This is a genomic window from Pseudomonas monteilii (genome assembly GCA_001534745.1).
GTDB lineage: Bacteria > Pseudomonadota > Gammaproteobacteria > Pseudomonadales > Pseudomonadaceae > Aquipseudomonas > Aquipseudomonas alabamensis.
In genome coordinates, this window is the sequence record CP013997.1 from 2,479,148 (window position 1) to 2,502,811 (window position 23,664).

The 23,664-nt window shown below is 65.6% G+C and carries 20 protein-coding genes; 11 read left to right on the top strand and 9 right to left on the bottom strand.

All coding sequences use genetic code 11. From position 1 onward, the window contains the following. Positions 1–681 precede the first annotated feature (681 nt). The 4 genes from tpx to APT63_10595 all read right to left on the bottom strand — a co-directional run bounded on the left by tpx (position 682) and on the right by APT63_10595 (position 5,212). On the bottom strand, positions 682–1,182 hold the full coding sequence (gene tpx / locus APT63_10580; protein ID AMA46035.1) for a lipid hydroperoxide peroxidase: 501 nt from the start codon (positions 1,180–1,182) through the stop codon (positions 682–684). 152 nt (positions 1,183–1,334) lie between these two features. Beyond that, entirely contained in the window at positions 1,335–2,624 is a 1,290-nt protein-coding gene (locus APT63_10585) for an HAAAP family serine/threonine permease (GenBank protein ID AMA46036.1), read from the bottom strand. A gap of 194 nt (positions 2,625–2,818) precedes the next feature. Continuing rightward, positions 2,819–4,012, bottom strand: coding sequence for an aromatic amino acid aminotransferase (locus APT63_10590; protein AMA46037.1), 1,194 nt, complete (start codon positions 4,010–4,012; stop codon positions 2,819–2,821). A 153-nt stretch (positions 4,013–4,165) separates the two neighbouring features. Then, on the bottom strand, positions 4,166–5,212 hold the full coding sequence (locus APT63_10595) for a lactate dehydrogenase (GenBank protein AMA46038.1): 1,047 nt from the start codon (positions 5,210–5,212) through the stop codon (positions 4,166–4,168). Between the two features lie 407 nt (positions 5,213–5,619). Between APT63_10595 and APT63_10600 the strand changes: the two genes are divergently transcribed. The 6 genes from APT63_10600 to APT63_10625 all read left to right on the top strand — a co-directional run bounded on the left by APT63_10600 (position 5,620) and on the right by APT63_10625 (position 13,795). Beyond that, a complete protein-coding gene (locus tag APT63_10600; protein AMA46039.1) occupies positions 5,620–6,432 on the top strand; it encodes a gamma-glutamyl-gamma-aminobutyrate hydrolase in 813 nt (270 codons plus the stop codon). 784 nt (positions 6,433–7,216) lie between these two features. Continuing rightward, the gene (locus tag APT63_10605) at positions 7,217–8,128 is read left to right on the top strand and encodes a 5-dehydro-4-deoxyglucarate dehydratase (GenBank protein ID AMA46040.1); all 912 of its coding nucleotides are present in this window, start codon (positions 7,217–7,219) and stop codon (positions 8,126–8,128) included. Positions 8,129–8,232: 104 nt separating this feature from the next. Next, entirely contained in the window at positions 8,233–9,606 is a 1,374-nt protein-coding gene (locus APT63_10610; protein ID AMA46041.1) for a glucarate transporter, read from the top strand. Between the two features lie 76 nt (positions 9,607–9,682). Further along, the gene (gene garD / locus APT63_10615; protein AMA46042.1) at positions 9,683–11,236 is read left to right on the top strand and encodes a galactarate dehydratase; all 1,554 of its coding nucleotides are present in this window, start codon (positions 9,683–9,685) and stop codon (positions 11,234–11,236) included. Positions 11,237–11,270: 34 nt separating this feature from the next. Continuing rightward, complete coding sequence (locus tag APT63_10620) at positions 11,271–12,842, top strand: ketoglutarate semialdehyde dehydrogenase (protein AMA46043.1); 1,572 nt, start codon at positions 11,271–11,273, stop codon at positions 12,840–12,842. A gap of 251 nt (positions 12,843–13,093) precedes the next feature. Then, positions 13,094–13,795 (top strand): hypothetical protein, encoded by a 702-nt coding sequence (locus APT63_10625; GenBank protein AMA46044.1) that lies wholly within the window; start codon positions 13,094–13,096, stop codon positions 13,793–13,795. A 376-nt stretch (positions 13,796–14,171) separates the two neighbouring features. On the opposite strand, the gene APT63_10630 is transcribed toward APT63_10625, so the two are convergent. After that, the gene (locus APT63_10630; GenBank protein AMA46045.1) at positions 14,172–14,930 is read right to left on the bottom strand and encodes a GntR family transcriptional regulator; all 759 of its coding nucleotides are present in this window, start codon (positions 14,928–14,930) and stop codon (positions 14,172–14,174) included. 234 nt (positions 14,931–15,164) lie between these two features. Here APT63_10630 and APT63_10635 point away from each other — a divergent pair, with 234 nt between their 5' ends. The 3 genes from APT63_10635 (at position 15,165) to APT63_10645 (ending at position 17,184) form a co-directional block, all read left to right on the top strand. Beyond that, positions 15,165–15,506 carry a hypothetical protein gene (locus APT63_10635; protein ID AMA46046.1) on the top strand — a complete coding sequence of 114 codons (342 nt, stop codon included), beginning with the start codon at positions 15,165–15,167 and terminating at the stop codon, positions 15,504–15,506. Between the two features lie 198 nt (positions 15,507–15,704). Further along, a complete protein-coding gene (locus APT63_10640; GenBank protein AMA46047.1) occupies positions 15,705–16,538 on the top strand; it encodes an AraC family transcriptional regulator in 834 nt (277 codons plus the stop codon). Positions 16,539–16,584: 46 nt separating this feature from the next. After that, a complete protein-coding gene (locus tag APT63_10645; protein AMA46048.1) occupies positions 16,585–17,184 on the top strand; it encodes a hypothetical protein in 600 nt (199 codons plus the stop codon). 23 nt (positions 17,185–17,207) lie between these two features. Here the strand turns inward: APT63_10645 and APT63_10650 are convergent, their stop codons facing one another. Together APT63_10650 and APT63_10655 are read right to left on the bottom strand one after the other, a co-directional pair. Further along, positions 17,208–18,410 carry an MFS transporter gene (locus tag APT63_10650; GenBank protein AMA46049.1) on the bottom strand — a complete coding sequence of 401 codons (1,203 nt, stop codon included), beginning with the start codon at positions 18,408–18,410 and terminating at the stop codon, positions 17,208–17,210. A 213-nt stretch (positions 18,411–18,623) separates the two neighbouring features. Next, positions 18,624–19,676, bottom strand: coding sequence for a hydroxyacid dehydrogenase (locus APT63_10655; protein ID AMA46050.1), 1,053 nt, complete (start codon positions 19,674–19,676; stop codon positions 18,624–18,626). A gap of 176 nt (positions 19,677–19,852) precedes the next feature. Here APT63_10655 and APT63_10660 point away from each other — a divergent pair, with 176 nt between their 5' ends. Next, positions 19,853–20,755, top strand: coding sequence for an AraC family transcriptional regulator (locus APT63_10660; protein ID AMA46051.1), 903 nt, complete (start codon positions 19,853–19,855; stop codon positions 20,753–20,755). 15 nt (positions 20,756–20,770) lie between these two features. Here the strand turns inward: APT63_10660 and APT63_10665 are convergent, their stop codons facing one another. Next, entirely contained in the window at positions 20,771–21,304 is a 534-nt protein-coding gene (locus APT63_10665) for a 2'-5' RNA ligase (protein ID AMA46052.1), read from the bottom strand. Between the two features lie 162 nt (positions 21,305–21,466). On the opposite strand from APT63_10665, the gene APT63_10670 reads away from it, so the two are divergent. Beyond that, positions 21,467–22,366, top strand: a complete 900-nt coding sequence (locus tag APT63_10670; GenBank protein ID AMA47860.1) for an aspartyl beta-hydroxylase — start codon at positions 21,467–21,469, stop codon at positions 22,364–22,366. Positions 22,367–22,736: 370 nt separating this feature from the next. On the opposite strand, the gene APT63_10675 is transcribed toward APT63_10670, so the two are convergent. Continuing rightward, positions 22,737–23,663, bottom strand: a complete 927-nt coding sequence (locus APT63_10675) for a sulfonate ABC transporter substrate-binding protein (protein AMA46053.1) — start codon at positions 23,661–23,663, stop codon at positions 22,737–22,739. Position 23,664: the final 1 nt, after the last annotated feature.

Here is a 23,664-nt window from a genome sequence, read left to right on the forward strand (position 1 = left end):
ACCTTCATTGACAGGGTTCTGCGTGGCAGGCGCCCGTGAAAGAGCCGGACCGCAGCTATCGCGCACGCATCGCTCTGGCCAGTCGGGCAAGCAGCTTGTAGGGCTTGCCCGCGCTGCAGGCGGCGCTTGAGGGGGCCCTATCGCTGGCAAGCCAGCTCCCACACAGATCTCAGACGCCTGTCAGTGCGGTGTCGCCCGGGCTGCGCCAGCAGCCTGTGGGAGCGGGCTTGCCCGCGATGCAGGCGGCGCCTGACAGGGCCCTATCGCTGGCAAGCCAGCTCCTATAGAACAAAAACTAGCTTGTTGATTTCAAAGGAAATAATTTTTAGGGTTTTGTGGGCCCTGCGGGCCCAATCGCGGCACTGGGGCCGCTCCCACAGGTGACCGCGATAGCCTGCAACCCCGCGGTGGGGCTGCGGGTGTAGGAGCGGCCCCTGTGCCGCGATGGGCCGCAAAGCGGCCCTAAAATCGATTAGCAATGAAGCTTCGGATCCTGCCAGCTATCGCCATGTTCTCTGCGCGACAACGCGGCGCCAAGGCGGCGGCCGGACTCCCACACAGATCGCTGCAGCCTGTCGGTGGCAGCCATGCCAACTGAGGCGGAAAAAGAAAACGGCCTGAGATCAACCCAGACCGTTTCGATACATCGACCTTCAGGGCCCGACAGGCCTGAGGCCAGGCTTACTTCAGGACGGCCAGCGCCTGCTCGTAGTTCGGCTCGTCGGCGACTTCGCTCACCAGCTCGCTGTGCAGGACCTTGTCGTGCTCGTCCAGCACCACCACCGCACGGGCGGCCAGGCCGGCCAGCGGACCGTCGGCAATGGCCACGCCGTAGGTTTCGAGGAACTCACGGCCGCGCAGGGTCGACAGGTTCTTCACGTTTTCCAGGCCTTCGGCGCCACAGAAACGGGCCTGGGCGAACGGCAGGTCGGCCGAGATGCACAGCACCACGGTGTTGGCCAGGTCGTTGGCCTGGGCGTTGAATTTACGCACGGAGGTCGCGCAGGTCGGAGTATCGACGCTCGGGAAGATGTTCAGCACCTTGCGCTTGCCGGCAAAGGCCTGCAGCGAGGTGTCCGCCAGCCCTTCGCCGACCAGGGTGAAGGCCGGAGCCTGGCTACCGACTGCGGGCAGGTCGCCTGTGACGTGAACCGGATTGCCTTTGAGAGTGACCTGAGCCATGAACGGTTTCCTTGTAGGGATGAAAGAGGATGCCGAGTTAAGCATGAAGCCGCTCGAGTGCCTATGCCCCAAGCGGCAAAATGTATGTAGGCAAAGCTCGACCCATGCGCAGGAACCCTGTGCGGCAACCCACGCCTGGACCGTCAAGGCCTTCAGTCGAACAATCCACCGATCACCGAGTACAGCACCGACGACATCGCCACCAGCCCGACCACCACCACGAACGCATTGGACAACGCGCCCCGGTACTTCTGCATGGCCGGCACGCGGCGAATGGCGTACATCGGCATGAGGAACAGGATGGCGGCGATCACCGGCCCGCCGAACGACTCGATCATCGACAGGATGCTCGGGTTCAGGGTCGCGACGATCCAGCACACCACCAGCATGCCGATCGCCACCAGGCGGTCCAACCCTTTGCCCTGGGGGCTGCGGCCGGTCTTGGCGATGATGCCCTTGAGCCCTTCGCTGGCGCCGATGTAGTGGCCCAGGAACGACTTGGCGATGGCCACGAAGGCGATCAGCGGCGCGGCGAAGGCGATGCTCGGGTTGTCGAAGTGGTTGGCCAGGTAGGACAGGATCGACAGGTTCTGCGCCTTGGCCTCGGCCAACTGGGCGCTGTCGAGGGTCAGCACGCAGCTGAACACGAAGAACAGCACCATCGCCACCATCAGCAGGTGCGCGCGGGCCAGCACCTGGCCGCTGCGCGCATCCGCGTGCTCGCCATGCAGGCGCCTCTGGTCGACGGCGAAGGCCGAGATGATCGGCGAGTGGTTGAAGGAGAACACCATCACCGGAATCGCCAGCCACAGGGTGTGCAGGAAGGCACCGCCCGCCGGGACTTCACGGGCGGTGTCGAGAATGCCACCGTTCCAGTGCGGGATCAGGTAGAGCGCCAGCAACGCCAGCGCCACGATGAAGGGATAGACCAGCAGGCTCATGACCTTGACCGTGGCCTGCTCACCACAGCGCACGATCGCCAGCAGGGCCAGGATCAGCACGAACGACAGCACGATCCGTGGCGGTGGCGTCATGTGCAGCTGGTGCTCCATGAAGCTGGCGACGGTGTTGGTCAAGGCCACGCTGTAGATCAGCAGGATGGGGAAGATGGCGAAGAAGTACAGCACGGTGATCAGCGCACCGGCGCGGATGCCGAAGTGCTCCTCGACCACTTGGGTGATGTCGCCACCGTTGCGCCCGGACAGCACGAAGCGGGTCAGGCCCCGGTGGGCGTAGTAGGTCATCGGGAACGCCAGTACGGCCAGCACCAGCAGTGGCCAGAAGCCGCCCAGGCCGGCGTTGATCGGCAGGAACAGCGTCCCGGCGCCGATGGCCGTGCCGAACAGGCCGAGCATCCAGGTGGTGTCCTGACGTAGCCAGCTGCCTGCAGCAGCCGACTCTGTTTCAAGGCGCGCTTCGACGCCGGGGGCCCGCTCGTTCATCCGGATGCAACTCCACTCGCAAGATTGCAACAGGCTGAAGGCCACGCGACGCAGGCCACGCGCACCTCAGCCGAAAAGAGGGGCGCGATTGTGCGCTGGATCGCCTGCACTTGCAAAGCCAAACTGCCCGGCGTGCGATCGGCTGGGTGGCGCGGGCCGTCAGGTCAGCCCGCGCCAGGGTACGGCATGAAGCGTTACTGCACTGCGGCGAACGCCTCTGCTACCCGTTCCAGGTTGTCCGGGCGCAGGCCGGCCATGCAGACCCGGCCACTGTCGATCAGGTACACGCCGAACTGGTCACGCAGACGACGCACCTGCTCGACGCTGAAGCCGGTGTAGCTGAACATGCCGCGCTGACGCAGCAGGAATTGGAAGTCCTGGCCGGGCAGGCGACGGGCCAGCGCATCGACCAGGCCCTGGCGCATGTCGAGGATGCGCAGGCGCATGGCCTCGACCTCGTTCGCCCAGTCCTCGGCCAGCGCCGGGTCGGCCAGTACCGTGGCGACCAGTTGCGCGCCGTGGCATGGGGGGCTCGAATAGTTGCGACGCACCGTGGCCTTGAGCTGGCCGAGCACGCTGACGGCGCTGTCGGCATCGTCGCTGACCACCGACAGCCCCCCTACCCGCTCGCCGTACAGCGAGAAGATCTTCGAGAACGAATTGCTCACCAGGCATGGCACCCCGGCCCGGGCCATTTCGCGGATGGCGTAGGCATCCTCGGCCAGCCCTTCGCCGAAGCCCTGGTAGGCGATGTCGAGGAAGGCGATCAGCTCGCGCGCCTTGACCACCTCGATCACCTGCTGCCATTGCGCCTGATCCAGGTCCACGCCCGTCGGGTTGTGGCAGCACGGGTGCAGCAGCACGATGCTCTGGGCCGGCAACTGGCGCAGGGTCGAGAGCATGCCGTCGAAATCCAGGCCACGGGTCGCCGGGTCGAAGTATGGGTAGGTGTTCACGGTGAATCCAGCGCCTTCGAAGATGGCGCGGTGGTTGTCCCAGGTCGGGTTGCTGACCCACACCTGCGCGTCGGGGAAATAGCGCTTGAGGAAGTCGGCACCGACCTTCAGTGCGCCCGAACCACCGACGGTCTGCACGGTGGCGACGCGTCCGGCGCTGACCATCGGGTGCTCGGCGCCGAACAGCAGCGACTGGATCGCGGTCCGGTAGCTGCCCAGGCCTTCCATGGGCAGGTACAGCGAGGCGCCGTGGGCCTGGTCGGCCAGGCGCCGCTCGGCCTCGCCCACGGCCGCCAGCTGCGGTACCGCGCCGTCGGCGTCGTAGTACAGGCCGATGCTCAGGTTGACCTTGTCGGCGCGCGGGTCGGCCTTGAAGGTTTCCATCAGCGAGAGGATCGGGTCGCCGGCATAGGCATCGACATGTTTGAACACAGCGTGCAGCTCCTTGGGATCAGGATGGGTACGGGGATGGCTGGGTGCAGGATACGCGTTGTCGCGCCGTGACGACATATCACGCGCGCATTGATGGCCTGCACGGTCGCACGGGGTGCTGGACAAAGACTATGTAGGCTTCTCGTGCGTGCCTCACGTTGACGAGGCGCCGGGACCGGTGCCGGCCAGCGTGTGCAATTCGGCAAGTTCGCTGCGGGTCAGCGCCACCCCCTCACGCGCCGACACGGCCCGCTCATGGTAGCGCCGCTCGCCCGGCAGCCGCTCCAGCCCCACGGCACGCAACTGCGCCACCAGCTCCCCCGCGCGCTCGGCGAACCGTTGCCCTTCGCTACGGGTCGGGTCTATAACGATCAGTGCCTGCCCCGTCCAGGGTGTCTTGGCCCCAGGGTGCCCGGACCAGTCGAACTCCCAGGAGAAGTGCCCACCGGTCAGCGCCGCGGCCAACAGCTCAACCATCATCGACAGCGCCGAGCCCTTGTGCCCACCGAACGCCAGCAACGCACCGCCGTCGAGGATCGCCCGAGGGTCGCAGGTCGGCTGGCCGGCCGCATCCACGCCGACGCCTGGCGGCAGGCTACGGCCTTCGCGCGCGGCGATCTGGATGTCGCCATGGGCCATGGCGCTGGTGGCCATGTCGAAGACCAGGGGGTCGTGGCCGGCGCAAGGCGCGGCGAAGGCGATGGGGTTGGTGCCGAATAGGGGCTGCCGGGCACCGTGTGGCACCACGCAGGTCATGCTGTTGACCACCGTCAGCGCCACCAGCCCGGCGTCGGCGAACGGCTCGACGTCCGGCCACAGGGCGCCGAAGTGGTGCGAATTGTGGATGGCCAGGGCCGCGATGCCGGCGCTGCGCGCCTTGTCCATCAAGGCCGCTCGCGCCGCAGCCAAGGCCGGCTGGGCGAAGCCGCCGGCCGCATCGACCTTGAGCAGACCGGCGGCCACGTCCGATACCACCGGCCGCGCCGTGCCGTCGACCCAGCCACTGGCCAGCGTCGAGACATAGCCGGGCACGCGGAACACACCATGGCTGTGAGCGCCATCACGTTGCGCCGCGGCGCAATTGTCGGCCAGCACGGCGGCGACCGAGGTGCTGCAACCATGACGAACGAGAAGGCCAGTCAGCAGCGCGACCAGGTCGGCGTGCGGGAGGCGGACAGTGTCTGAAGGGTTCACAGGCAAGGCAACTCCATGTCAGGACGCCAGGGCGGCGCGGCGATCGGCACTGTCGAACGATTCGACCGGCGTTGTCAAAGGGCTTACGCAGCTGCAAACGAATGCACCCACAGGCGCTTCGATCATTGCAGCGACGCAAACGACCGTTTGCATGCTCAACCGGTGGCGACCTGGCCTTGCCGCAAGCCCTTGATGGCAAAGGCCCGGCGCCTGAATTCGACGCTCGAGGGCCGCTGGCACCGTTCGTTTGCCTGTTTGACATCTCGAACGGCTCTGGCAAGCTGGCTTCGAGTCCCGACCGGTCCATCGCCGTACGTCCGGCCAGCCGGCAGTGCTCGGGACTTCAGGCACGGCACATGCGTCTCGCCGGCCTGCACGACAACGGCAGGGCAACCCCTGTCCCAAGGTGACTTATGTCCAACAGCAACATTGGCGAGAAGACTCAATCCCTGCGCAAACCGGTCGTCCTGATGACCATGGGTACGCAGGAGCGCAAAGGCCACGACTATCAAGTCATGACCCACAAGTACATCACCCCGCTGGTCGACTTCGCAGGCTGTGTGCCGGTGCTGGTGCCGACCTGCTGCGGCACCGACGACTTGGAGGCTTACCTCGACATGGCCGACGGCGTCTACCTGACCGGCGCGGGCAGCAACATCGACCCGGCGCTGTACGGCCAGGAGAACGAGACTCCTGGCAAGACGCAGGACAAGCAGCGCGACCTGTTCGACATCCCGCTGGTGCAACTGGCCATCGCCCGTGGCCTGCCGATCTTCGGCGTGTGCCGCGGCATGCAGGAGATCAACGTGGCCCTGGGCGGCGACATCTACCAGAAGGTCTATGCCGAGCCGGGTTTCAACGACCACCGGGAGAACCCGGACGACCCGGTCGATGTGCAGTACCAGGCCGTTCACGACGTCACGGTCGAAGCCGGCAGCTGGCTGCAGGCGACGCTGGGCCGCGACACGATCCGCGTCAACTCGCTGCATGGCCAGGGCCTGCGCACCCTGGGCGACGGGTTGCAGGCGATCGCCTGGGCGCCGGATGGCCTGGTCGAGGCCGTACATGGCCCGGCCATCTCGCCCTTCCTGTTCGCCGTGCAATGGCACCCGGAATGGAAAGCGGCGAGCAACCCTGACTCGATTCGCCTGTTCCAGGCCTTCGGCGAGGCCTGCCGGGTTCAGGCACGCAAGCGGCAGCCGGCGCCACGGCAGGCCATGGCCTGAGTGATGGGTGTGAAGCTGTAGGTCGATCCTGATTCAGAAGGCCTGATACGCCTTCAGACGTGCGTGTTCGAACGCCCCGACTGCCTGTGTGGTCGGGGCGTTTTGCGTTGTCTGCTGTTTGTCAGGACGCGGGCTGCTGGAGGAAATGAGGGGGAATGTACTACCGTTATCGCGGGCAAGCCCGCTCCCACAAGCTGCTTGCGCAGCCATGACTACATTGATGGCTGCAGAGGTCTGGGTGGGAGCTGGCTTGCCAGCGATGAGGCCCTGTCAGGCACTGCCTGCGTTGCGGATAAGCCCAAACATCAGCCCATGCGATCGGGCATGTACCAAGTAGAAAAAGACAGTTGCTCCCACAGGTACCTTTTTCAGGTCAATCGCAGCATGGTGGCTCACCCACCCCTGGGAGCAGTCTTGCCGGTGCTGCAGTCAAAAATGGCAGAAATCTGAACATCCCCAACAGTATTCGTATCGGTCTAGCCCTGATTGACAGACTAGTGCACCGAATAACCATGTTGTCGTACCTCTAGCCATCATCCCAATCATCCAGCCTCCTTGTGGGAGCTGGCTTGCCAGCGATAGCGATCGCACAGCCACGCTGCCTTGAGCCTTCACACCAGGCTTTATCAGCGCTACAACCGCCTGCAACCTGCCTTTCCTCGATCTTACGCTCCTTCACCCTTCACAAAAAATATTGCCAATCCCTCTAGCCACAAATCTAGTTGTACGATAACTTACCTCAAGCGCCACAATGACAATCAACCGCGCCACAGGATGCCTCCCCATGACGCCACGTGAACTGCAATCCATTCTTTCCCACGGCCTGCTGTCCTTCCCGCTGACCGACTTCGACGCAGGCGGCGACTTCCATGCCGAAGGCTATCGCAAGCGCCTCGAGTGGCTCGCGCCGTACGGTGCGACCGCCTTGTTCGCCGCCGGAGGCACCGGTGAGTTCTTCTCCCTCGCCGCCAGTGAATACAGCCAGGTGATCAAGACCGCCGTCGATACCTGCGCCGGCACGGTGCCGATCCTGGCCGGTGTGGGCGGCTCGACCCGCCAGGCCATCGAATACGCCCGCGAGGCCCAGCGTCTGGGCGCCAAAGGGTTGCTGCTGCTGCCGCACTACCTGACCGAAGCCAGCCAGGACGGCGTGGCCGCCCATGTCGAGGCGGTCTGCAAATCCGTCGACATCGGTGTGGTGGTGTACAACCGCAACGTCTGCCGCCTCAACGCCGATCACCTCGAGCGCCTGGCCGAGCGCTGCCCGAACCTGATCGGCTACAAGGACGGGCTGGGCGACATCGAGCTGATGGTGTCCATCCGCCGTCGCCTGGGCGAACGCTTCAGCTACCTGGGCGGGCTGCCGACCGCCGAAGTCTACGCAGCGGCCTACAAGGCCTTGGGCGTACCGGTCTACTCTTCGGCCGTGTTCAACTTCGTGCCCAAGACCGCGATGGACTTCTACAACGCCATCGCCCGCGACGACCACGCGACCGTGAACCGCCTGATCGACACGTTCTTCCTGCCTTACCTGGACATCCGTAACCGCAAGTCGGGCTACGCCGTGAGCATCGTCAAGGCCGGCGCACGCATCGCCGGTCACGATGCAGGCCCGGTGCGCACGCCGCTGACCGAGCTGACCGAAGACGAATACGCTCAGCTCGCGGCCCTGATGGACACGCTCGGGCCGCAATAAGCGCCCAGCCAGGCAGGCTGCCACCTGCCGCACCGAGCGGGCCTGCGCCCGCTCAGACAACATGATCGCCCCCGCATAACAATAACGAGTGGGAGTACCTTCGCATGCAAGCGCCCAAGAAGACGCATGTGCGTTACCTGATTTTGTTGATGCTGTTCCTGGTGACCACCATCAACTACGCCGATCGAGCGACCATCTCGATCGCCGGCTCCGCCCTGCAGAAAGACCTTGGCATCGACGCCATCACCCTGGGCTACATCTTTTCGGCCTTCGGCTGGGCCTACGTGCTCGGGCAGATTCCCGGGGGCTGGCTGCTCGACCGCTTCGGCTCGAAGAAAGTCTACGCCCTGAGCATCTTCACCTGGTCGTTGTTCACCGTGCTGCAAGGCTTCGTCGGCTACCTGCCAGTGGCCAATGCCATCGTCGCGCTGTTCATGCTGCGCTTTCTGGTCGGCTTCGCCGAAGCGCCCTCCTTCCCCGGCAACGCACGTATCGTGGCGGCCTGGTTCCCCACCGCCGAACGCGGCACCGCCTCGGCGATCTTCAACTCGGCCCAGTACTTCGCCACCGTGCTGTTCGCCCCGCTGATGGGCTGGATCGTCCACTCCTGGGGGTGGGAGCACGTGTTCGTGGTCATGGGCGGCCTGGGTATCGTGTTCTCGCTGGTCTGGCTCAAGCTGATCTACAACCCCAAGGAACACCCGATGATCAGCGCCGGGGAGCTGGAGCACATCGAGCGCAACGGCGGCCTGGTGGACATGGACAAGCCCCGCGCAGCCGGCAATGGCGGCCCCAAGTGGGGCTACATCCGCCAACTGCTCACCAGCCGCATGATGCTCGGCATCTACCTGGGCCAGTACTGCATCAACGCCATCACCTACTTCTTCCTGACCTGGTTCCCGGTGTACCTGGTGCAGGACCGTGGCATGTCGATCCTCAAGGCCGGCTTCATCGCCTCGCTGCCGGCGATCTGCGGGTTCGTCGGCGGCGTGCTGGGTGGCGTGATCTCCGACCACCTGCTGCGGCGCGGCAACTCGTTGACCTTCGCCCGCAAGGCGCCGATCGTGATCGGACTGCTGCTGTCCACCACCATGGTCATCTGCAACTACGTCGATGCCGAATGGATGGTGGTGGCGATTATGGCCCTGGCGTTCTTCGGCAAGGGCCTGGGCGCGCTGGGCTGGGCTGTGGTCTCGGACACCTCGCCCAAGCAGATCGCCGGGCTGTCCGGCGGCATGTTCAACACCTTCGGCAACATCGCGTCGATCACCACGCCGATCATCATCGGCTACATCATCAGCGCCACCGGCTCGTTCAAGTGGGCGCTGGTGTACGTGGGCGCCAATGCCCTGGTAGCGGTGTTCAGCTACCTGGTGATCGTCGGCCCGATCAAGCGGATCGAGCTGCGCGATCTGCCGCGTGAAGATGAACCGGCCCTGCCACCGGCCGGCAGCGAGCTGGCCGACAGCCGCCGTTGACCCCACGCTGGCGACCTGCCCGTCAGGTCGCCAGCCGACGATATACGCCTGAGAGCACCGCACGAGGGGCCTTGTCATGCAACTGATCGAAACATCCGAATCACCCCGCCACGTTCGCCTGCACGCCGACGACAATGTCGTGGTGGTGGTCAACGACGGAGGCCTGGGCGAAGGCGCCCGCTTCGCCGACGGCCTGACCTTGATCGAGGCCGTGCCGCAAAGCCACAAGGCGGCCACCGTGGACATCGCCCAGGGCATGCCGGTGCGCCGCTATGGGCAGATCATCGGCTATGCCGTCGAGAACCTGCGCCAGGGCAGCTGGGTGCGCGAAAGCCAGCTGGACATGCCCGATGCCCCACCGCTCGACAGCCTGCCCCGCTGCGACGCCATCCCGGCGCCTGCACCGGCACTGGAGGGTTACACCTTCGAGGGCTACCGCAACGCCGACGGCACGGTCGGCACCCGCAACCTGCTCGGCATCACCACCACCGTGCAGTGCGTGACCGGCGTGCTGGAGCACGCGGTCAAGCGCATTCGCCAGGAACTGCTGCCGCGCTACCCCCATGTCGACGACGTGGTGGCGCTGACCCACAGCTATGGCTGTGGCGTGGCGATCAACGCACGCGACGCCTACATCCCGATCCGTACCGTGCGCAACCTGGCCCGCAACCCGAACCTCGGTGGCGAGGCACTGGTGATCGGCCTGGGCTGCGAGAAGCTGCAGGCCGAGCAGGTGATGCACGCCGGCGATCCTTCGGTGGACCTCAGCGAGCCATGGCTGTACAAGCTGCAGGACGCCAGCCTGGGCTTCACCGAGATGATCGAGCAGATCATGGCTCTGGCCGAGACGCGGCTGCGCAAGCTCGACCAGCGTCGGCGCGAGACGGTGCCGGCCAGCGAACTGATCCTGGGCATGCAGTGCGGCGGCAGCGACGCGTTTTCCGGGATCACCGCCAACCCGGCCCTGGGTTTTGCCGCCGACCTGCTGGTGCGGGCCGGGGCCACGGTGATGTTCTCCGAGGTCACCGAAGTGCGCGATGCGATCTACATGCTCACCTCGCGTGCCGAGACGCCCGAGGTGGCCGAGGCGCTGGTGCAGGAGATGGACTGGTATGACCAATACCTGCAACGTGGCGCCGCCGATCGCAGCGCCAACACCACGCCTGGCAACAAGAAAGGCGGGCTGTCGAACATCGTCGAAAAGGCCCTGGGTTCGATCGTCAAGTCCGGCAGCGGCGCCATCCAGGGCGTGCTGGGGCCTGGCGAGCGCGCCGCGCGCAAGGGCCTGCTGTTCTGCGCCACGCCGGCCAGCGATTTCATCTGCGGCACGTTGCAACTGGCCGCGGGCATGAACCTGCACGTGTTCACCACCGGGCGCGGCACCCCCTACGGGCTGGCCATGGCCCCGGTGGTCAAGGTCTGCACCCGCACCGAACTGGCCCAGCGCTGGCCCGACCTGATCGATATCGATGCCGGACGCATCGCCACCGGCCAGGCGAGCATCGAGACCCTGGGCTGGGAGCTGTTCCACTACTACCTGGACGTCGCCAGCGGGCGTCAGCAGACCTGGGCCGAGCGGCACCGCCTGCATAACGACATCACCCTCTTCAACCCTGCTCCGGTGACCTGACTCAGGCTCGCCCCCTCACTTCGAAGGAGTTTCCATGCACGAGATCCTTGGCCACAACTTCATCGCCGGTCAGCGCAGCGCCGCTGGCGAGCAACGCCTTCACAGCCTCGACGCCAGCACCGGCGAGGCCTTGCCCTTCACCTTCAGTCAGGCGACCGAGGCCGAAGTCGATCAGGCCGCGCGTGCCGCTGCCGATGCCTTCGCCGCCTTCCGCCAACTGCCGCCCGCGCGCCGGGCCGAGTTCCTCGAGGCCATCGCCGCTGAACTGGATGCGCTGGACGAAGCGTTCGTCGCCATCGTCTGCCGTGAAACCGCCCTGCCAGCCGCCCGCATCCAGGGCGAGCGAGGCCGGACCAGCGGGCAGATGCGCCTGTTCGCCCAGGTCCTGCGCCGTGGCGACTTCCTGGGCGCACGGATCGACCTTGCGCTGCCGGACCGTCAGCCCCTGCCGCGTCCCGACATTCGACAGATGCGCATCGGTGTCGGCCCGGTGGCCGTGTTCGGTGCCAGCAACTTCCCGCTGGCTTTCTCCACCGCCGGAGGCGATACCGCCGCCGCGTTGGCCGCCGGCTGCCCGGTGGTGTTCAAGGCCCACAGCGGACACATGGCGACCGCCGACCTGGTCGGCTGCGCCATCCAGCGCGCGGCCGAGCGCACCGGCATGCCCGCCGGGGTGTTCAACATGGTCTATGGCCATCGTGTCGGCGAATGGCTGGTCAAGCACCCGGCCATCCAGGCCGTGGGCTTCACCGGCTCGCTCAAGGGGGGCGATGCCTTGTGCCGCCTGGCGGCCGAGCGCCCGCAGCCGATCCCGGTGTTCGCCGAGATGTCCAGCATCAACCCGGTGATCATCCTGCCGAGTGCCCTGGCCAAGCGCGGCGCGGCCATCGCCCGCGAACTGGCCGGTTCGGTCACCCTGGGGGCTGGCCAGTTCTGCACCAACCCCGGCCTGGTGCTCGGGGTGCGTGGGCCTGCGTTCGAACAGTTGCTGGCTGACCTAGGAGAGCACCTGGGGCAACAGGCGCCGCAGACACTGCTCAACCAAGGCGGGCTGGACAGTTATGCCCGCGGCCTGCAACACCTGGATGCCCACGCTGGCATCGAACGCCTGGCCGGCCAGCCCCAGGAAGGCCAGCAGGCCCAGGCGCGCTTGTACAAGGCCAAGGCCGACCTGCTGGTGAACAGCGACGCCCTGCTGCAGGAAGAGGTCTTCGGCCCGGCCACCGTCGCGGTGGAGGTGGTGGACGACGCGCAGCTCAAGGCCGCGCTGCAAGGCCTGCGCGGTCAGCTGACCGCCACCCTGATCGGCGAGCCGGACGATCTGGAAGCCTACGCCTGGCTGGTGCCGATCCTCGAAGAAAAGGTCGGTCGGATCCTGCTCAACGGTTACCCCACCGGGGTCGAGGTCTGCGACGCCATGGTTCACGGCGGGCCTTACCCAGCCACCTCGGACGCCCGCGGCACCTCGGTCGGCACCCTGGCCATCGACCGCTTCCTGCGCCCGGTGTGCTACCAGAACTACCCGCAGTCGCTGCTGCCGGCCGCGCTGCAGGACGCCAACCCGCTCGGGCTGCGGCGGCTGGTGAATGGTGCCTGGGAGGGGTAAGGCTGGAGAGCCGCAAGCCGCAAGCCGCAAGCCGCAAGCCGCAAGCCGCAAGCCGCAAGCCGCAAGCCGCAAGCCGCAGCGTCAGCGCCACATCAACATCCTGTCAACACCTGGCGAACCGCACTACCGTCCGCTTGTAGCTTGTAGCTTGTAGCTTGTGCTTCGCGGCGCGTCGCGCGCCGCCGGGGAACCGGGCAGTGATGGCAATGTCCCATGACCGTTCCACTCCCTCACTCAAGGACCCTACCGACATGAACGTCTCATTCCGCCCGCAGTGGTTGCTCGCCCTCGCCCTTCCCCTGGCCTTGGCTGCCTGTGGCGACAAGGAACCTGAGCAGCGTGCGGCTTTCAGCCAGTTCCTGCAGACCCGGATCATCGACAAGCCGGGCGTGCGGGTGCCGCAGCTGACACCGGAAGAATCCAAGGCCTTCGGCGACTACACCAGCCACTATGCCGTGATCACCGACTTCAATGGCAGCATGGATGCCTCGATCAAGCCCATGAAGGGCCTGGTGGAGAAAGGCGCCGTGCGCTCGATCAACGACGTGATCGCACGACGCGCCGACATCGAAAGCGCCAAGACCGGGCTGCACGACATGGGCACCGCGCTCAAGGCAGAGCAGGCCAAGGCCGATGCGGCCCATGCGGCGCTGAAGCAGCCGGATGACCTCAAGCCGGTGTACGACAAGGCTTACGAGAAGACCGTGACCTTGCCTGCCACGACCTTCCTGGGCGTGCTGCCGAACCTGGAAGCGACCCTGGACAGCAGCCTGAAGGTGGCCGACTACGTCAGCGCCCACAAGGACCAGATCGAGGTCAATGGCGCCATCGTGCGCGTTGCCGACCCCAAGGTTCAGGCAGAACTGAACGGTCTGCTGGGCGAGCTCAATGCCCAGGCCAAGACCGTGCAGGAGGCGCAGGGTCGGGTTCAGCAGGTACTGTTGGGGCGCTGATCGTGTGCAGGGCATGAGCCGAGCAAGTGTATCGCCGGCTCGAGCAGACAAGGCAGCTCCGGATGGGCTGCCTTTTTCATGGATGATCGGCAGCTGTGTCGCTGATTGATTTCTGGGGCCGCTTTGCGGCCCATCGCGGCACGGGGGCCGCTCCTACACCCGTAGCCCCACCGCGGGGTTGTAAGCTGCCGCGGTCACCTGTAGCGGCCCCGGCCGCGATTGGGCCTGCAAGGCCCACCAGGATCTTCAAGCCACTTCCTTTTAAATCAATAAGATAATCGATTATTTTGAGATCGGACTGTTCATAACGAGACGGTGATGGACCGGGCGTTATCGCGGGCAAGCCCGCTCCCACAGGGGCATGAGCTGTCTTCACTCATGCGCCTGACGGCTGCTGCCCCTGTGCCTGCTGATGCGCATGGCGCAAGCGTTCGCGGCTGTTGCACAGGTGCATGCGCATGGCGAGCTTGGCGCCTTCAGGGTCGCGGCGGACGATGGCCTCGAAGATGGCTTCGTGCTCGTAACGCAGGCGACTCAGGTAATGCGCCTGATCGTCCTGGGCCAGGCTTGCCGAATTCAGCCGGGTACGCGGGATGATGCTGGTGCCCAGGTGGCCGAGGATGTCGGCGAAGTAATGGTTGCCGCTGGCCTGGGCGATCTGCAGGTGGAACTGGAAATCCGCCGCCACGGCATCCGACGCCTTGGCTGCGCCCAAGTTGATCTCGTCCAGGGCCGCACGCATGGCCGCCAGGTGCGTCTCGTCCCGGCGCTCGGCGGCAAGGCCGGCGGATTCGATCTCCAGGGCGATGCGCAGCTCCAGCACCGCCAGCACATCGCGCAGGGTCACCACCGTGGCCGGGTCGATGCGAAAACCGTTGCTTGGTGGGGTGTCCAGCACGAACGTGCCGATGCCGTGACGGGTCTCGACCTGACCGGCTGCCTGCAAGCGGGAAATGGCCTCGCGCACCACCGTGCGGCTGACCCCTTCCTCGACCATGATCTGCGATTCGGTGGGCAGCTTGTCGCCGCGTTTGAGCTGGCCGCTGCGAATGCGCTCGGTGAGGACCGTGACCAACTCCTGCGCCAGGCTGCGAGGCTTGCGCCGGGCCCGTGGCTGTACCTGCTGCTCTGTCATGCCCTGTACGTTTCATGTGAGGAAGCCAGTGCCCATGATACCTCATGCAGTTGTACGATCACACCGACCTGTGAGGCAGCGGCCACGTGGTCTCTCCCGAGCCTATTCGACCCGGCGCGCACCTCCGGCGTGCATCCTCCAGTCGCCTTTTGTCCGTTGACGGCATTTTACTGGCCCCTGCACCCAGCAAAGCGCGGCAGACTTCGATTTTTTTCAACGGGTTAGGACAACCTCATGAAGTCATTTCAAAGCGCCTTGGCCGGATGCCTGCTCATGGCGGCCGCCTCTTCACTACAGGCCAAAGGGCTGAGCACAGGTGATCGTCAGGTGTGTGAGTGGGGAGCCCGCATTGCAGCCGAGGCTCAGCAGTCCAAGCTGTCCGGCGTGAGCCTGTACGCCGTGCGCAAACGGTTGCAGAACCGCCGGTTCCCCAAGCCGTGGATGCGCATGACGGCATTCGGGATCACCGAACAGACCTACACCAGTGCTTCACACCTCAAGCCCGTGGCGATTCGCCAAACCTACTATGAGCAATGCACTGCGCATGCCCAGGCGGCGCGCCAGGCACACCGATGAAGACTCTTGATAAATCACATTAAGTAAATGAAAAATAAGTATAAAAATCATAAGCATAAGATTAATTTCTAATTCTTTTTATCACTGGGTATGTGAGCTGCGCTCGAGTCAGCCACATGCCTTCCTGTGCACAAATCTTCCAGCATTCACCCGTCCCCTGTCGTACAGTTGACGCTCTCTCCTTGTCGCGGGCCGCCCATGGACAACTGGATCGACCTCGCTCTGCACGCGGACACCGGCATCGAATCGGTACGCGCGCATTTCAAAGGGCATGCCTATGAACCGCATTGGCACGACAGCTTCCTGATCGGCTTCACCGAGCAAGGCGTGCAGCAGTTCCATTGCCGGCGCCTGCGCCATCACAGCACACCCGGCCAGGTGTTCCTGCTCGAACCCGGGGAACTGCACGACGGGCATGCGCCGACCGAGGACGGCTTCACCTATTCGACGCTCTACCTGCGCCCCGACTGGCTCGAAAGCGCCTTGTGCGCCCTGTTCGAGCAGGCACCTGCCCACTGCCTGCCCGGGTTTGCCGATACGTTAAGCGAAGACCCGATCCTGGCCCGGTCGATCGCGCGCGCGTTCCAGGCCGTCCACGGCGGCTCGCTGCGCATGGCCCAGGACGTGGCCCTGGATGACCTGCTCGCCCACCTGACCCGCCACGTGCACTGGCGTCGTCAGATGAACCCCGACCCTCGCCTGCCTGGGGTAGCACGCCGGGCACAGGAACTCATCCATGCCTGCTACGCCCAGGACCTGAGCCTGGACAGCCTGGCCGAGGCCTGCCAGGTGGACCGCTTCAGGCTGACCCGGGCCTTTCGCAGTGCGTTCGGCCTGCCGCCCCATGCCTATCTGGTGCAGGTGCGCCTGGCCAAGGCTCGCGAACTGCTGGCCCGTGGCGACACGCCGGTCCATGTGGCCAGCGCCGTGGGGTTTGCCGACCAGAGCCACCTGGGCCGCTGGTTTCAGCGGGCGTACCGCCTGACCCCGGCGGACTACCGACGGCGTTGCTCAAACCTTCCAGACCGCTAGCCTGGCATGCGGCAGGCTGATGGCTCGATGTCCAGGAGCGCTTGCCATGTCCGCCGTTTCGTTGTCGTTTCTGTTGTTCGCCCTCGTCGCCAGTATCAGCCCCGGCCCCAGCAATGTGCTGATCCTGGCCGAGGGCGCCCGGGTCGGCACCCGCCGCACCCTGCCCCTGGTGCTGGCCGCCTGCGTGTCGGCCGCTGGCGTGGTGCTGCTGGTGGGCCTTGGACTGGGTACGCTGCTGGTGCGCCATCCGCTGATCGAGCAGGCGATGGCCTGGTTCGGCATCGCCTGGTTGAGCGTGATGGCCTGGCAGATGCTGCGCGCCGCAGGTCAGCCGTTGCCAGCCGATGCTCCGCCTCGCCAGAGCCTTGTGAGCCTGGCCCTCTTGCAGGTGATCAATCCGAAGGTATGGATGATGGCGATGGCGGTGGTCAGCGTCTTCGCCCTGCCCGCTGCCGAGGGCTCGGCTGCGGCCATTGCCTGGCTGGCGGCCGCCTTCCTGCTGGTGGCCGTGCCCTGCATGACCCTGTGGGCCGCCCTGGGCGCTGCGAGCGCGTCCTGGCTGAACAGCCCTCGGGCACTCAGGCGCCTCAACCAGGCACTGGCGATCCTGTTGCTGGCGTCGGCCTGGTCAGCGCTGTGGCTGTGACCTGAGCCTTCGCCCGCCTTGACTCAGCGATCCGTCGGGACACTCGGCAAGGCCTGAGCGAAACGCCGCGTGTTCAGCGCCGCGAGCACCAGGCCGACCAGCGCCACGCTGCCGCCGACCAGGCCGATGTTGGCCACGCCCATCTGCGAGCTGACGATACTGCCGAGCAGCGCGCCGCCGCCGATGCCGATGTTGTAGATGCCGGAAAACAGCGCCATGGCCACGTCGGTGGCGTCCGAGGCAAGTTTCAAGGTGCGCGACTGCAAGGACAGGCTGAAGCTGAGGATGGAGATCCCCCAGAGCATGCTCAACCCGGCGAACACCGGGAAGTGGCCGGAGAGTGGCAGCAACAGGAGCAGACAGGCGGCCAGCATGCCGATCGAACCCAGCAACAGGCCATGGGGGAACCGATCGCTGTAACGGCTGAACAGCACCGACCCCAACACGCCCGCCCCACCGAACAGCAGCAACAGCACGGTCGTCTGTTGACCGCTGATCTGCGCCACGTGCAGTGCGAAGGGTTCGATGTAGCTGTAGGCGGTGAACTGTGCGGTGATCACCAGGGTGACCAACAGGTAGACGACCACCAGGGCCGGCCGCTTGAACAGCACCGGCAGACTGCGCAGCGACCCGGAGTTCTGGCTCGGCAGCAGCGGCAGCGACTTCATCAGGCACAGCAGCGTCGCCAGTGCGACCCCGCCGATGCACAGGAACGTCACCCGCCAGCCCAGGCTCTCGCCCACCACCCGGCCCAGCGGGATACCCAAGACCATGGCCAGCGTGGTGCCGGTGGCCAACAGCCCCAGCGCCTTGGCCTGCTGCCCCGGCGGCGCCACCCGCACTGCCAGCGACGCGGTGATCGACCAGAAGATGGCATGCGCCAGGGCGATGCCGATCCGGCTGACCAGCAGCATGGCGAAGCTCTGCGCCATCCAGGACAGCAGGTGACTGACGATGAACACAGCAAAGACCACGGTCAGCAGGCGACGGCGCTCGACGTTGCGGGTCAGCAACATCATCGGCAACGACGCCAGCGCGACCACCCAGGCATAGATGGTCAGCATCAGGCCGACCTGTGCCGGGGTCATGGCGAAACTGCGGCCGATGTCGCTGAGCAGCGCCACCGGGACGAACTCGGTGGTGTTGAAGATGAACGCCGCCAGGGCCAGGGCGATGACGCTCAGCCAGCTGCCGCCAGCGGTGGGAGGGGTGGTGGACGTATGCATGGACAGGACGCGGACTCCGAAAACGCAACGACCCGCCAACGCCTGGACGGTATTCGGCCAGGCGCGGGCAGGTTGTTGTTGGAATGGGAAGATACGGGCATGGTACGGGCTGCAAGCTGCAAGCTGCAAGCCAGAAGGTCGGCGCCGCTTCAACGTCCTGTCAACGCCTGACGTATCGCACTACCGCCCGCTTGCCGCTTGCCGCTCGTTTCTTCAGGCCTTCAGGGTCGCCATGTCGATCACGAACCGGTACTTCACATCGCCAGCGATCATCCGCTCGTAGGCTTCGTTGATGTTGCGGATGTCCAGCATCTCGATGTCGCAGGTGATCTGGTGCTCGGCGCAGAAGTCCAGCACTTCCTGGGTCTCGGCGATACCGCCGATGAGCGAACCGGCCAGGACGCGACGCTTCATGACCAGGTTGGCCGCATGCACCGGTGGGTCGATGGGTTCGATCAGCCCGACTAGGATATGCACGCCCCCGAAGGTCAGGGTCTCCAGGTAGGGGTTGATGTCGTGCTGCACCGGAATGGTGTCGAGCAGGAAGTCGAAACGCCCCGCCGCTGCACGCATCTGCTCGGGATCGCTGGAGATGATCACGTGGTCGGCACCCTGGCGACGGGCCTCTTCGGCCTTGGCCACCGAACGGGTGAACAAGGTGACTTCGGCGCCCAGGGCCTTGGCGAGCTTGATGCCCATGTGGCCCAGGCCACCCATGCCCAGCACGCCGATTTTATGGCCAGGACCGACGCCGTGGTGCTTGAGCGGCGAGTAGGTGGTGATACCGGCGCACAGGATCGGTGCGGCGCTGGCCAGGTCGAGGCTGGCGGGGATGCGCACGACGAAGTGCTCGCTGACCACGATGCTGTTGGAGTAGCCGCCCATGGTGTTGCTGCCATCGACCCGGTCCGGGGTGGCGTAGGTCATGGTCGGGCCTTCCAGGCAGTACTGTTCTTCATTGGCCTGGCACGCCGGGCACTGACGGCAGGAGTCGACCATGCAGCCGACGCCGACCAAGTCGCCGACCTTGTGCTGGCTGACCTTGTCACCGACGGCGGTCACACGGCCGACGATCTCGTGACCGGGCATCAGCGGGTACACGGCGATGCCCCACTCGTTGCGCGCCTGGTGGATATCGGAGTGGCAGACGCCGCAGTACAGGATCTCGATCGCCACGTCGTCCGGACGCGGGCTGCGGCGTTCGAAGGTCATGGGCGCCAGCGGGCTGGTGGATGTCTGGGCGGCATAGCCGATTGCGGTGTACATGCGATGGACCTCTCGATGAAACGATTCAGTGTCGACAGTGTGCAGGCACAACGCGCCCATGCCCACCGCAGATCCTCCGGCCCTCATGCCTGATTCTCCGGACCTTCACGCGACAGCTGCCAACCCTCGTTGGTTCTGCGAAGATACGCATGTCCAATCCTCTTTCCAGGCCACTCATGCACCTGACCCGTCACCTCGACGCCAATGCGTCGCTCTGTGCGCTAATCGAAACCCTGGCCGTGCGGCCTGGCTTCGTCCCGACCGCCCTGCCCCAGGTCAAGGTGCTGAGCTGGGACCACTACGTGGCCAGCAGCCCGCAGATCTACGAACCCAGCCTGATGATCCTCGCCCAGGGCAGCAAGCTGGCACGCCTGGGCCCGCGCACCCTGGAGTACGGCGCCGGCCACTATCTGGTGCAGGCGTTGTCGGTACCGTTCATGTGCGAGACCTTCGCCACCCGTGAGGCGCCCCTGCTCGGGGTCGCGGTGGACATCGACCGGGCGATGCTCGGCGATCTGGTGCAGAGCATGGGGCCCATGCTCGACGTACCCGTACAGGCGCAGACGCCTCAGTCGATGACCTCGGCCGCGCTCGACGCGCCGATGCGCGACAGCGTCAAACGGCTGTTGCGCTGCCTGCAGGATCCGGTGGATGCGCGGGTGTTGGGGCCGGCGCGGGTGCGCGAGGTGCTGTACACGGCATTGCGCGGGCCACAGGCCGGGGTATTGCGAGCGCTGGTCGAACAGCAAGGGCACTTCGCACGCATCGGCACCGCGTTGAGCTATCTGCGCGAGCATTACGCCGAACCGTTGAACGTGGACACGCTGGCCGAACGCGCCAACATGAGCGTGTCGACCTTCCACGAACACTTCAAGCGCTGCACGGAACTGGCGCCGATCCAGTACCTCAAGCGCCTGCGCCTGCTCAAGGCCCAACAGATGCTGATCGCCGAAGGGCTGGGCGTGGCCCAGGTCGCGCACCGCGTCGGCTACCAGAGCACCTCGCAGTTCAGCCGCGAGTACAAGCGCCAGTTCGACTGCAGCCCAGGCCAGGAACAGGCGCGCCTCGCCTCGGTGTAAGCCGCCTGCTGCCCATTACGCCAGTGCCCAATCGGCCAGGGGCAGGTAGCGCCCCTTGTACGACTCGTACAACGTGAACTGCCGCACCTTCAACCAGAACGCCGGCGCGATTGCGGCTTCCGGCACCTGGCCGCGAAACTCGCGCATCAAGGTCAGGTGAGGACGGTATTCCTGCGCCGGCGGCTGCGGCACCCACGGCAGCACGGCCTGTTGCAGGTCATAGGCCAGACGACGTAGCGCCGGGGGCGCGTCGGGGGATTCGAGCACCAGCACACCGGGGCGCTGCCAGACCGTCAGGCGATCGAGCACCAACCGCATCGCCGCAGGCCGGCTGACACTTTCGATGGCCGCGCACACGGCCGGCACCTGCTGGCTGTCGACATCGCCCAGGAAAAGCAGCGTCAGGTGGAACTGGCCAGGCGGTACCGGTTTGCCACCGCGCAGGTTCAAGGCATGGCGAAAGCGGGCGATGTCCTGGCGCTGCGGCGCCTCGCATTCGACGGCGACGAACAGGCGCTTGAAGGGTTGGCCGGTTTCACGTGTGTTCATGAGGAGGGCTTCCAATCGGACGATGACGATTGGAGGGGGCGGCACGGCATTGGTGCGATCGTATTGTTCCCCTGCCAACGTAACAAAGTGTACAAAGCCGTCGGTCATTTGTTTATGCTGGCACGCTCACGCCCTGGGCTCGACCTGCTGACCTGTATTCCCATGAAAATCGCACTCGTACTGCTCTTCGTCTTCTCCATCGCCTATGTCCACCTGCGCGGTCGCGTGCGCCACAAGCTGACCCGTCAACTGGGCGACCACTCGAGCTTCCTGGCACCGATCAACACCTTGCTCTACCTGTGCTCGCGCCACCCAGCCAAGCCGTACCTGCCGGTCGAGGCCTTTCCCGAGCTGCAGCCGCTGAAGGACCACTGGCAGGAGATCCGCGCCGAGGCACAGCAGTTGCTTCAGGTGGGCGAGATCAAGAAGTCCGACAACCACGACGACGTCGGCTTCAACTCGTTCTTCAAAAGTGGCTGGAAACGCTTTTATTTGAAGTGGTACGGCGAGAGCCACCCCTCGGCCATGACCCTGTGCCCGCGCACCACCGAGCTGTTGCAAGGCATCGGCTCGGTCAAGGCGGCGATGTTCGCCACCCTGCCGCCGGGCGCCAAGCTGGTGCGTCACCGGGACCCGTACGCAGGTTCCTACCGGTACCACCTGGGGCTGGACACGCCGAACGACGACGCCTGCTTCATCGAGGTGGATGGCGAGCGCTATGCCTGGCGCGATGGCGAGGCGGTGATGTTCGACGAGACCTACATCCACTACGCGGCCAACACCACCGAACACACGCGGATCATCCTGTTCTGCGACGTCGAGCGGCCCTTGAAGTACCGCTGGGCGACGGCCTTCAACCGCTGGTTCAGCCGCAATGTGATGTCCGCGGCGGCCGCCCCGAACGATGCCAAGGACAAGACCGGCGGCATCAACCGCCTGTTCACCAAGATCTATGCGATCAGGGCACGCGGCAAGGCCCTGAAGAAGCGCAACCGCATGCGCTACTACCTGGAGAAGTGGGTGGTGGTCGCGGCGCTGGTGGCGTTGTTCATCTATATCTGAGACAGCGTTGACCTGGCGGCCGCTCCGGGGCCGATCGCGGGCAAGCCCGCTCCCACAGGCTCGCGGCAGCTTGTCTGACTGTGGCGTGCCGGGGGGTGTTTGGACTACATCGCTGGCCTGCCAGGCTGATGCGCTCCCCTTTGTGGGAGCAACTGTCTTTCTCGGTACATGCCCGACCGTGTGCTGCGCTTGACAGGGCCCTATCGCGGGCAAGCCAGCTCCCACCCAGACCTCCGCAGCCATCAACACAGTCATGGCTGCGCAAGCAGCTTGTGGGAGCGGGCTTGCCCGCGATGCACACCACGCTGAACACGCTCCTGTCGATGATCGGCAGCCTCACCCGCTCTACGGGTGCGGTACATCCATTCGCTCACCGCCACACCGCCCCCGCCACGTCCACCCGCCGCGGCAGCACCTTGTTTTCCAGAAACAGGTCCGCCGTACGCTGTTGCGCCGCGACGATCTCGTCGCTCACCGGCAGGATCGGCGATGCCGGTCGGTGGCTGAAGATTTGCCGGACCACGGCTTCGGACACCCCCATGAACCCGGCCAGCAGCGTGATGCTGCCTGCCTCGTCGTGGCGTGTCAGCGCTTCGGCTGCCGTGATCTGGTCGAGCACGGCCTGCACGAACCGAGGATGCGCCTGGACGTAGCCACGCGCGCCGAGCATGAACGGCCCGGTCAAGCCCAGCCCTTCCCCGTTGGCCAGCAGCCGCGAGGTCCCCTCCAGGTCGATGGCCGAGTAGAACGGGTCCCAGATCGCCCAGGCATCGACGCTGCCCCGCTCGAACGCCGCCCGCGCATCGGCAGGCGCCAGGTAGACCGGCTGCACGTCACGCAGGCTCAATCCTGCCTTGCCCAACGCCCGCAGCAGCAGGTTGTGTGCGCTCGAGCCTTTCTGGAAGGCGATGCGCTTGCCTTTGAGGTCGGCCACCTGGGTCAAGGGACTGTCCTTGGGTACCAGGATCACCTCGGCCCGGGGCTTGGGTGGCTCGGCCCCCAGGTACAGCAGGTCGGCACCGGCCGCCTGGGCGAAGAGCGGCGGGATGTCGCCGGTCGAGCCGATGTCCAGGCTGCCGACGTTCAAGGCTTCGAGCATCTGCGGGCCGGCCGGGAACTCGATCCACTGCACCTGCGTGCCTGGAAAGCGCTGTTCGAGCAGTCGGTGTTCCTTGGCCAGGGCCAGGTTGATCGAACCTTTCTGATAGCCGATGCGCAGGTTCTGCGGGTCGGCCGCCAGTGCGCTGCTGCCCGCCAGGGCCAGCAGCAACAGCCAGGCCAGTCGAAGGGTCTTCATG

Coding starts and splice junctions, on each gene's coding strand:
- tpx (AMA46035.1), bottom strand. CDS start 1,182: ATGGCTCAGGTCACTCTCAAAGGCAATCCGGTTCACGTCACAGGCGAC.
- APT63_10585 (AMA46036.1), bottom strand. CDS start 2,624: ATGAACGAGCGGGCCCCCGGCGTCGAAGCGCGCCTTGAAACAGAGTCG.
- APT63_10600 (AMA46039.1), top strand. CDS start 5,620: ATGTCCAACAGCAACATTGGCGAGAAGACTCAATCCCTGCGCAAACCG.
- APT63_10605 (AMA46040.1), top strand. CDS start 7,217: ATGACGCCACGTGAACTGCAATCCATTCTTTCCCACGGCCTGCTGTCC.
- APT63_10610 (AMA46041.1), top strand. CDS start 8,233: ATGCAAGCGCCCAAGAAGACGCATGTGCGTTACCTGATTTTGTTGATG.
- garD (AMA46042.1), top strand. CDS start 9,683: ATGCAACTGATCGAAACATCCGAATCACCCCGCCACGTTCGCCTGCAC.
- APT63_10620 (AMA46043.1), top strand. CDS start 11,271: ATGCACGAGATCCTTGGCCACAACTTCATCGCCGGTCAGCGCAGCGCC.
- APT63_10625 (AMA46044.1), top strand. CDS start 13,094: ATGAACGTCTCATTCCGCCCGCAGTGGTTGCTCGCCCTCGCCCTTCCC.
- APT63_10630 (AMA46045.1), bottom strand. CDS start 14,930: ATGACAGAGCAGCAGGTACAGCCACGGGCCCGGCGCAAGCCTCGCAGC.
- APT63_10635 (AMA46046.1), top strand. CDS start 15,165: ATGAAGTCATTTCAAAGCGCCTTGGCCGGATGCCTGCTCATGGCGGCC.
- APT63_10640 (AMA46047.1), top strand. CDS start 15,705: ATGGACAACTGGATCGACCTCGCTCTGCACGCGGACACCGGCATCGAA.
- APT63_10645 (AMA46048.1), top strand. CDS start 16,585: ATGTCCGCCGTTTCGTTGTCGTTTCTGTTGTTCGCCCTCGTCGCCAGT.
- APT63_10650 (AMA46049.1), bottom strand. CDS start 18,410: ATGCATACGTCCACCACCCCTCCCACCGCTGGCGGCAGCTGGCTGAGC.
- APT63_10655 (AMA46050.1), bottom strand. CDS start 19,676: ATGTACACCGCAATCGGCTATGCCGCCCAGACATCCACCAGCCCGCTG.
- APT63_10660 (AMA46051.1), top strand. CDS start 19,853: ATGCACCTGACCCGTCACCTCGACGCCAATGCGTCGCTCTGTGCGCTA.
- APT63_10665 (AMA46052.1), bottom strand. CDS start 21,304: ATGAACACACGTGAAACCGGCCAACCCTTCAAGCGCCTGTTCGTCGCC.
- APT63_10670 (AMA47860.1), top strand. CDS start 21,467: ATGAAAATCGCACTCGTACTGCTCTTCGTCTTCTCCATCGCCTATGTC.
- APT63_10675 (AMA46053.1), bottom strand. CDS start 23,663: ATGAAGACCCTTCGACTGGCCTGGCTGTTGCTGCTGGCCCTGGCGGGC.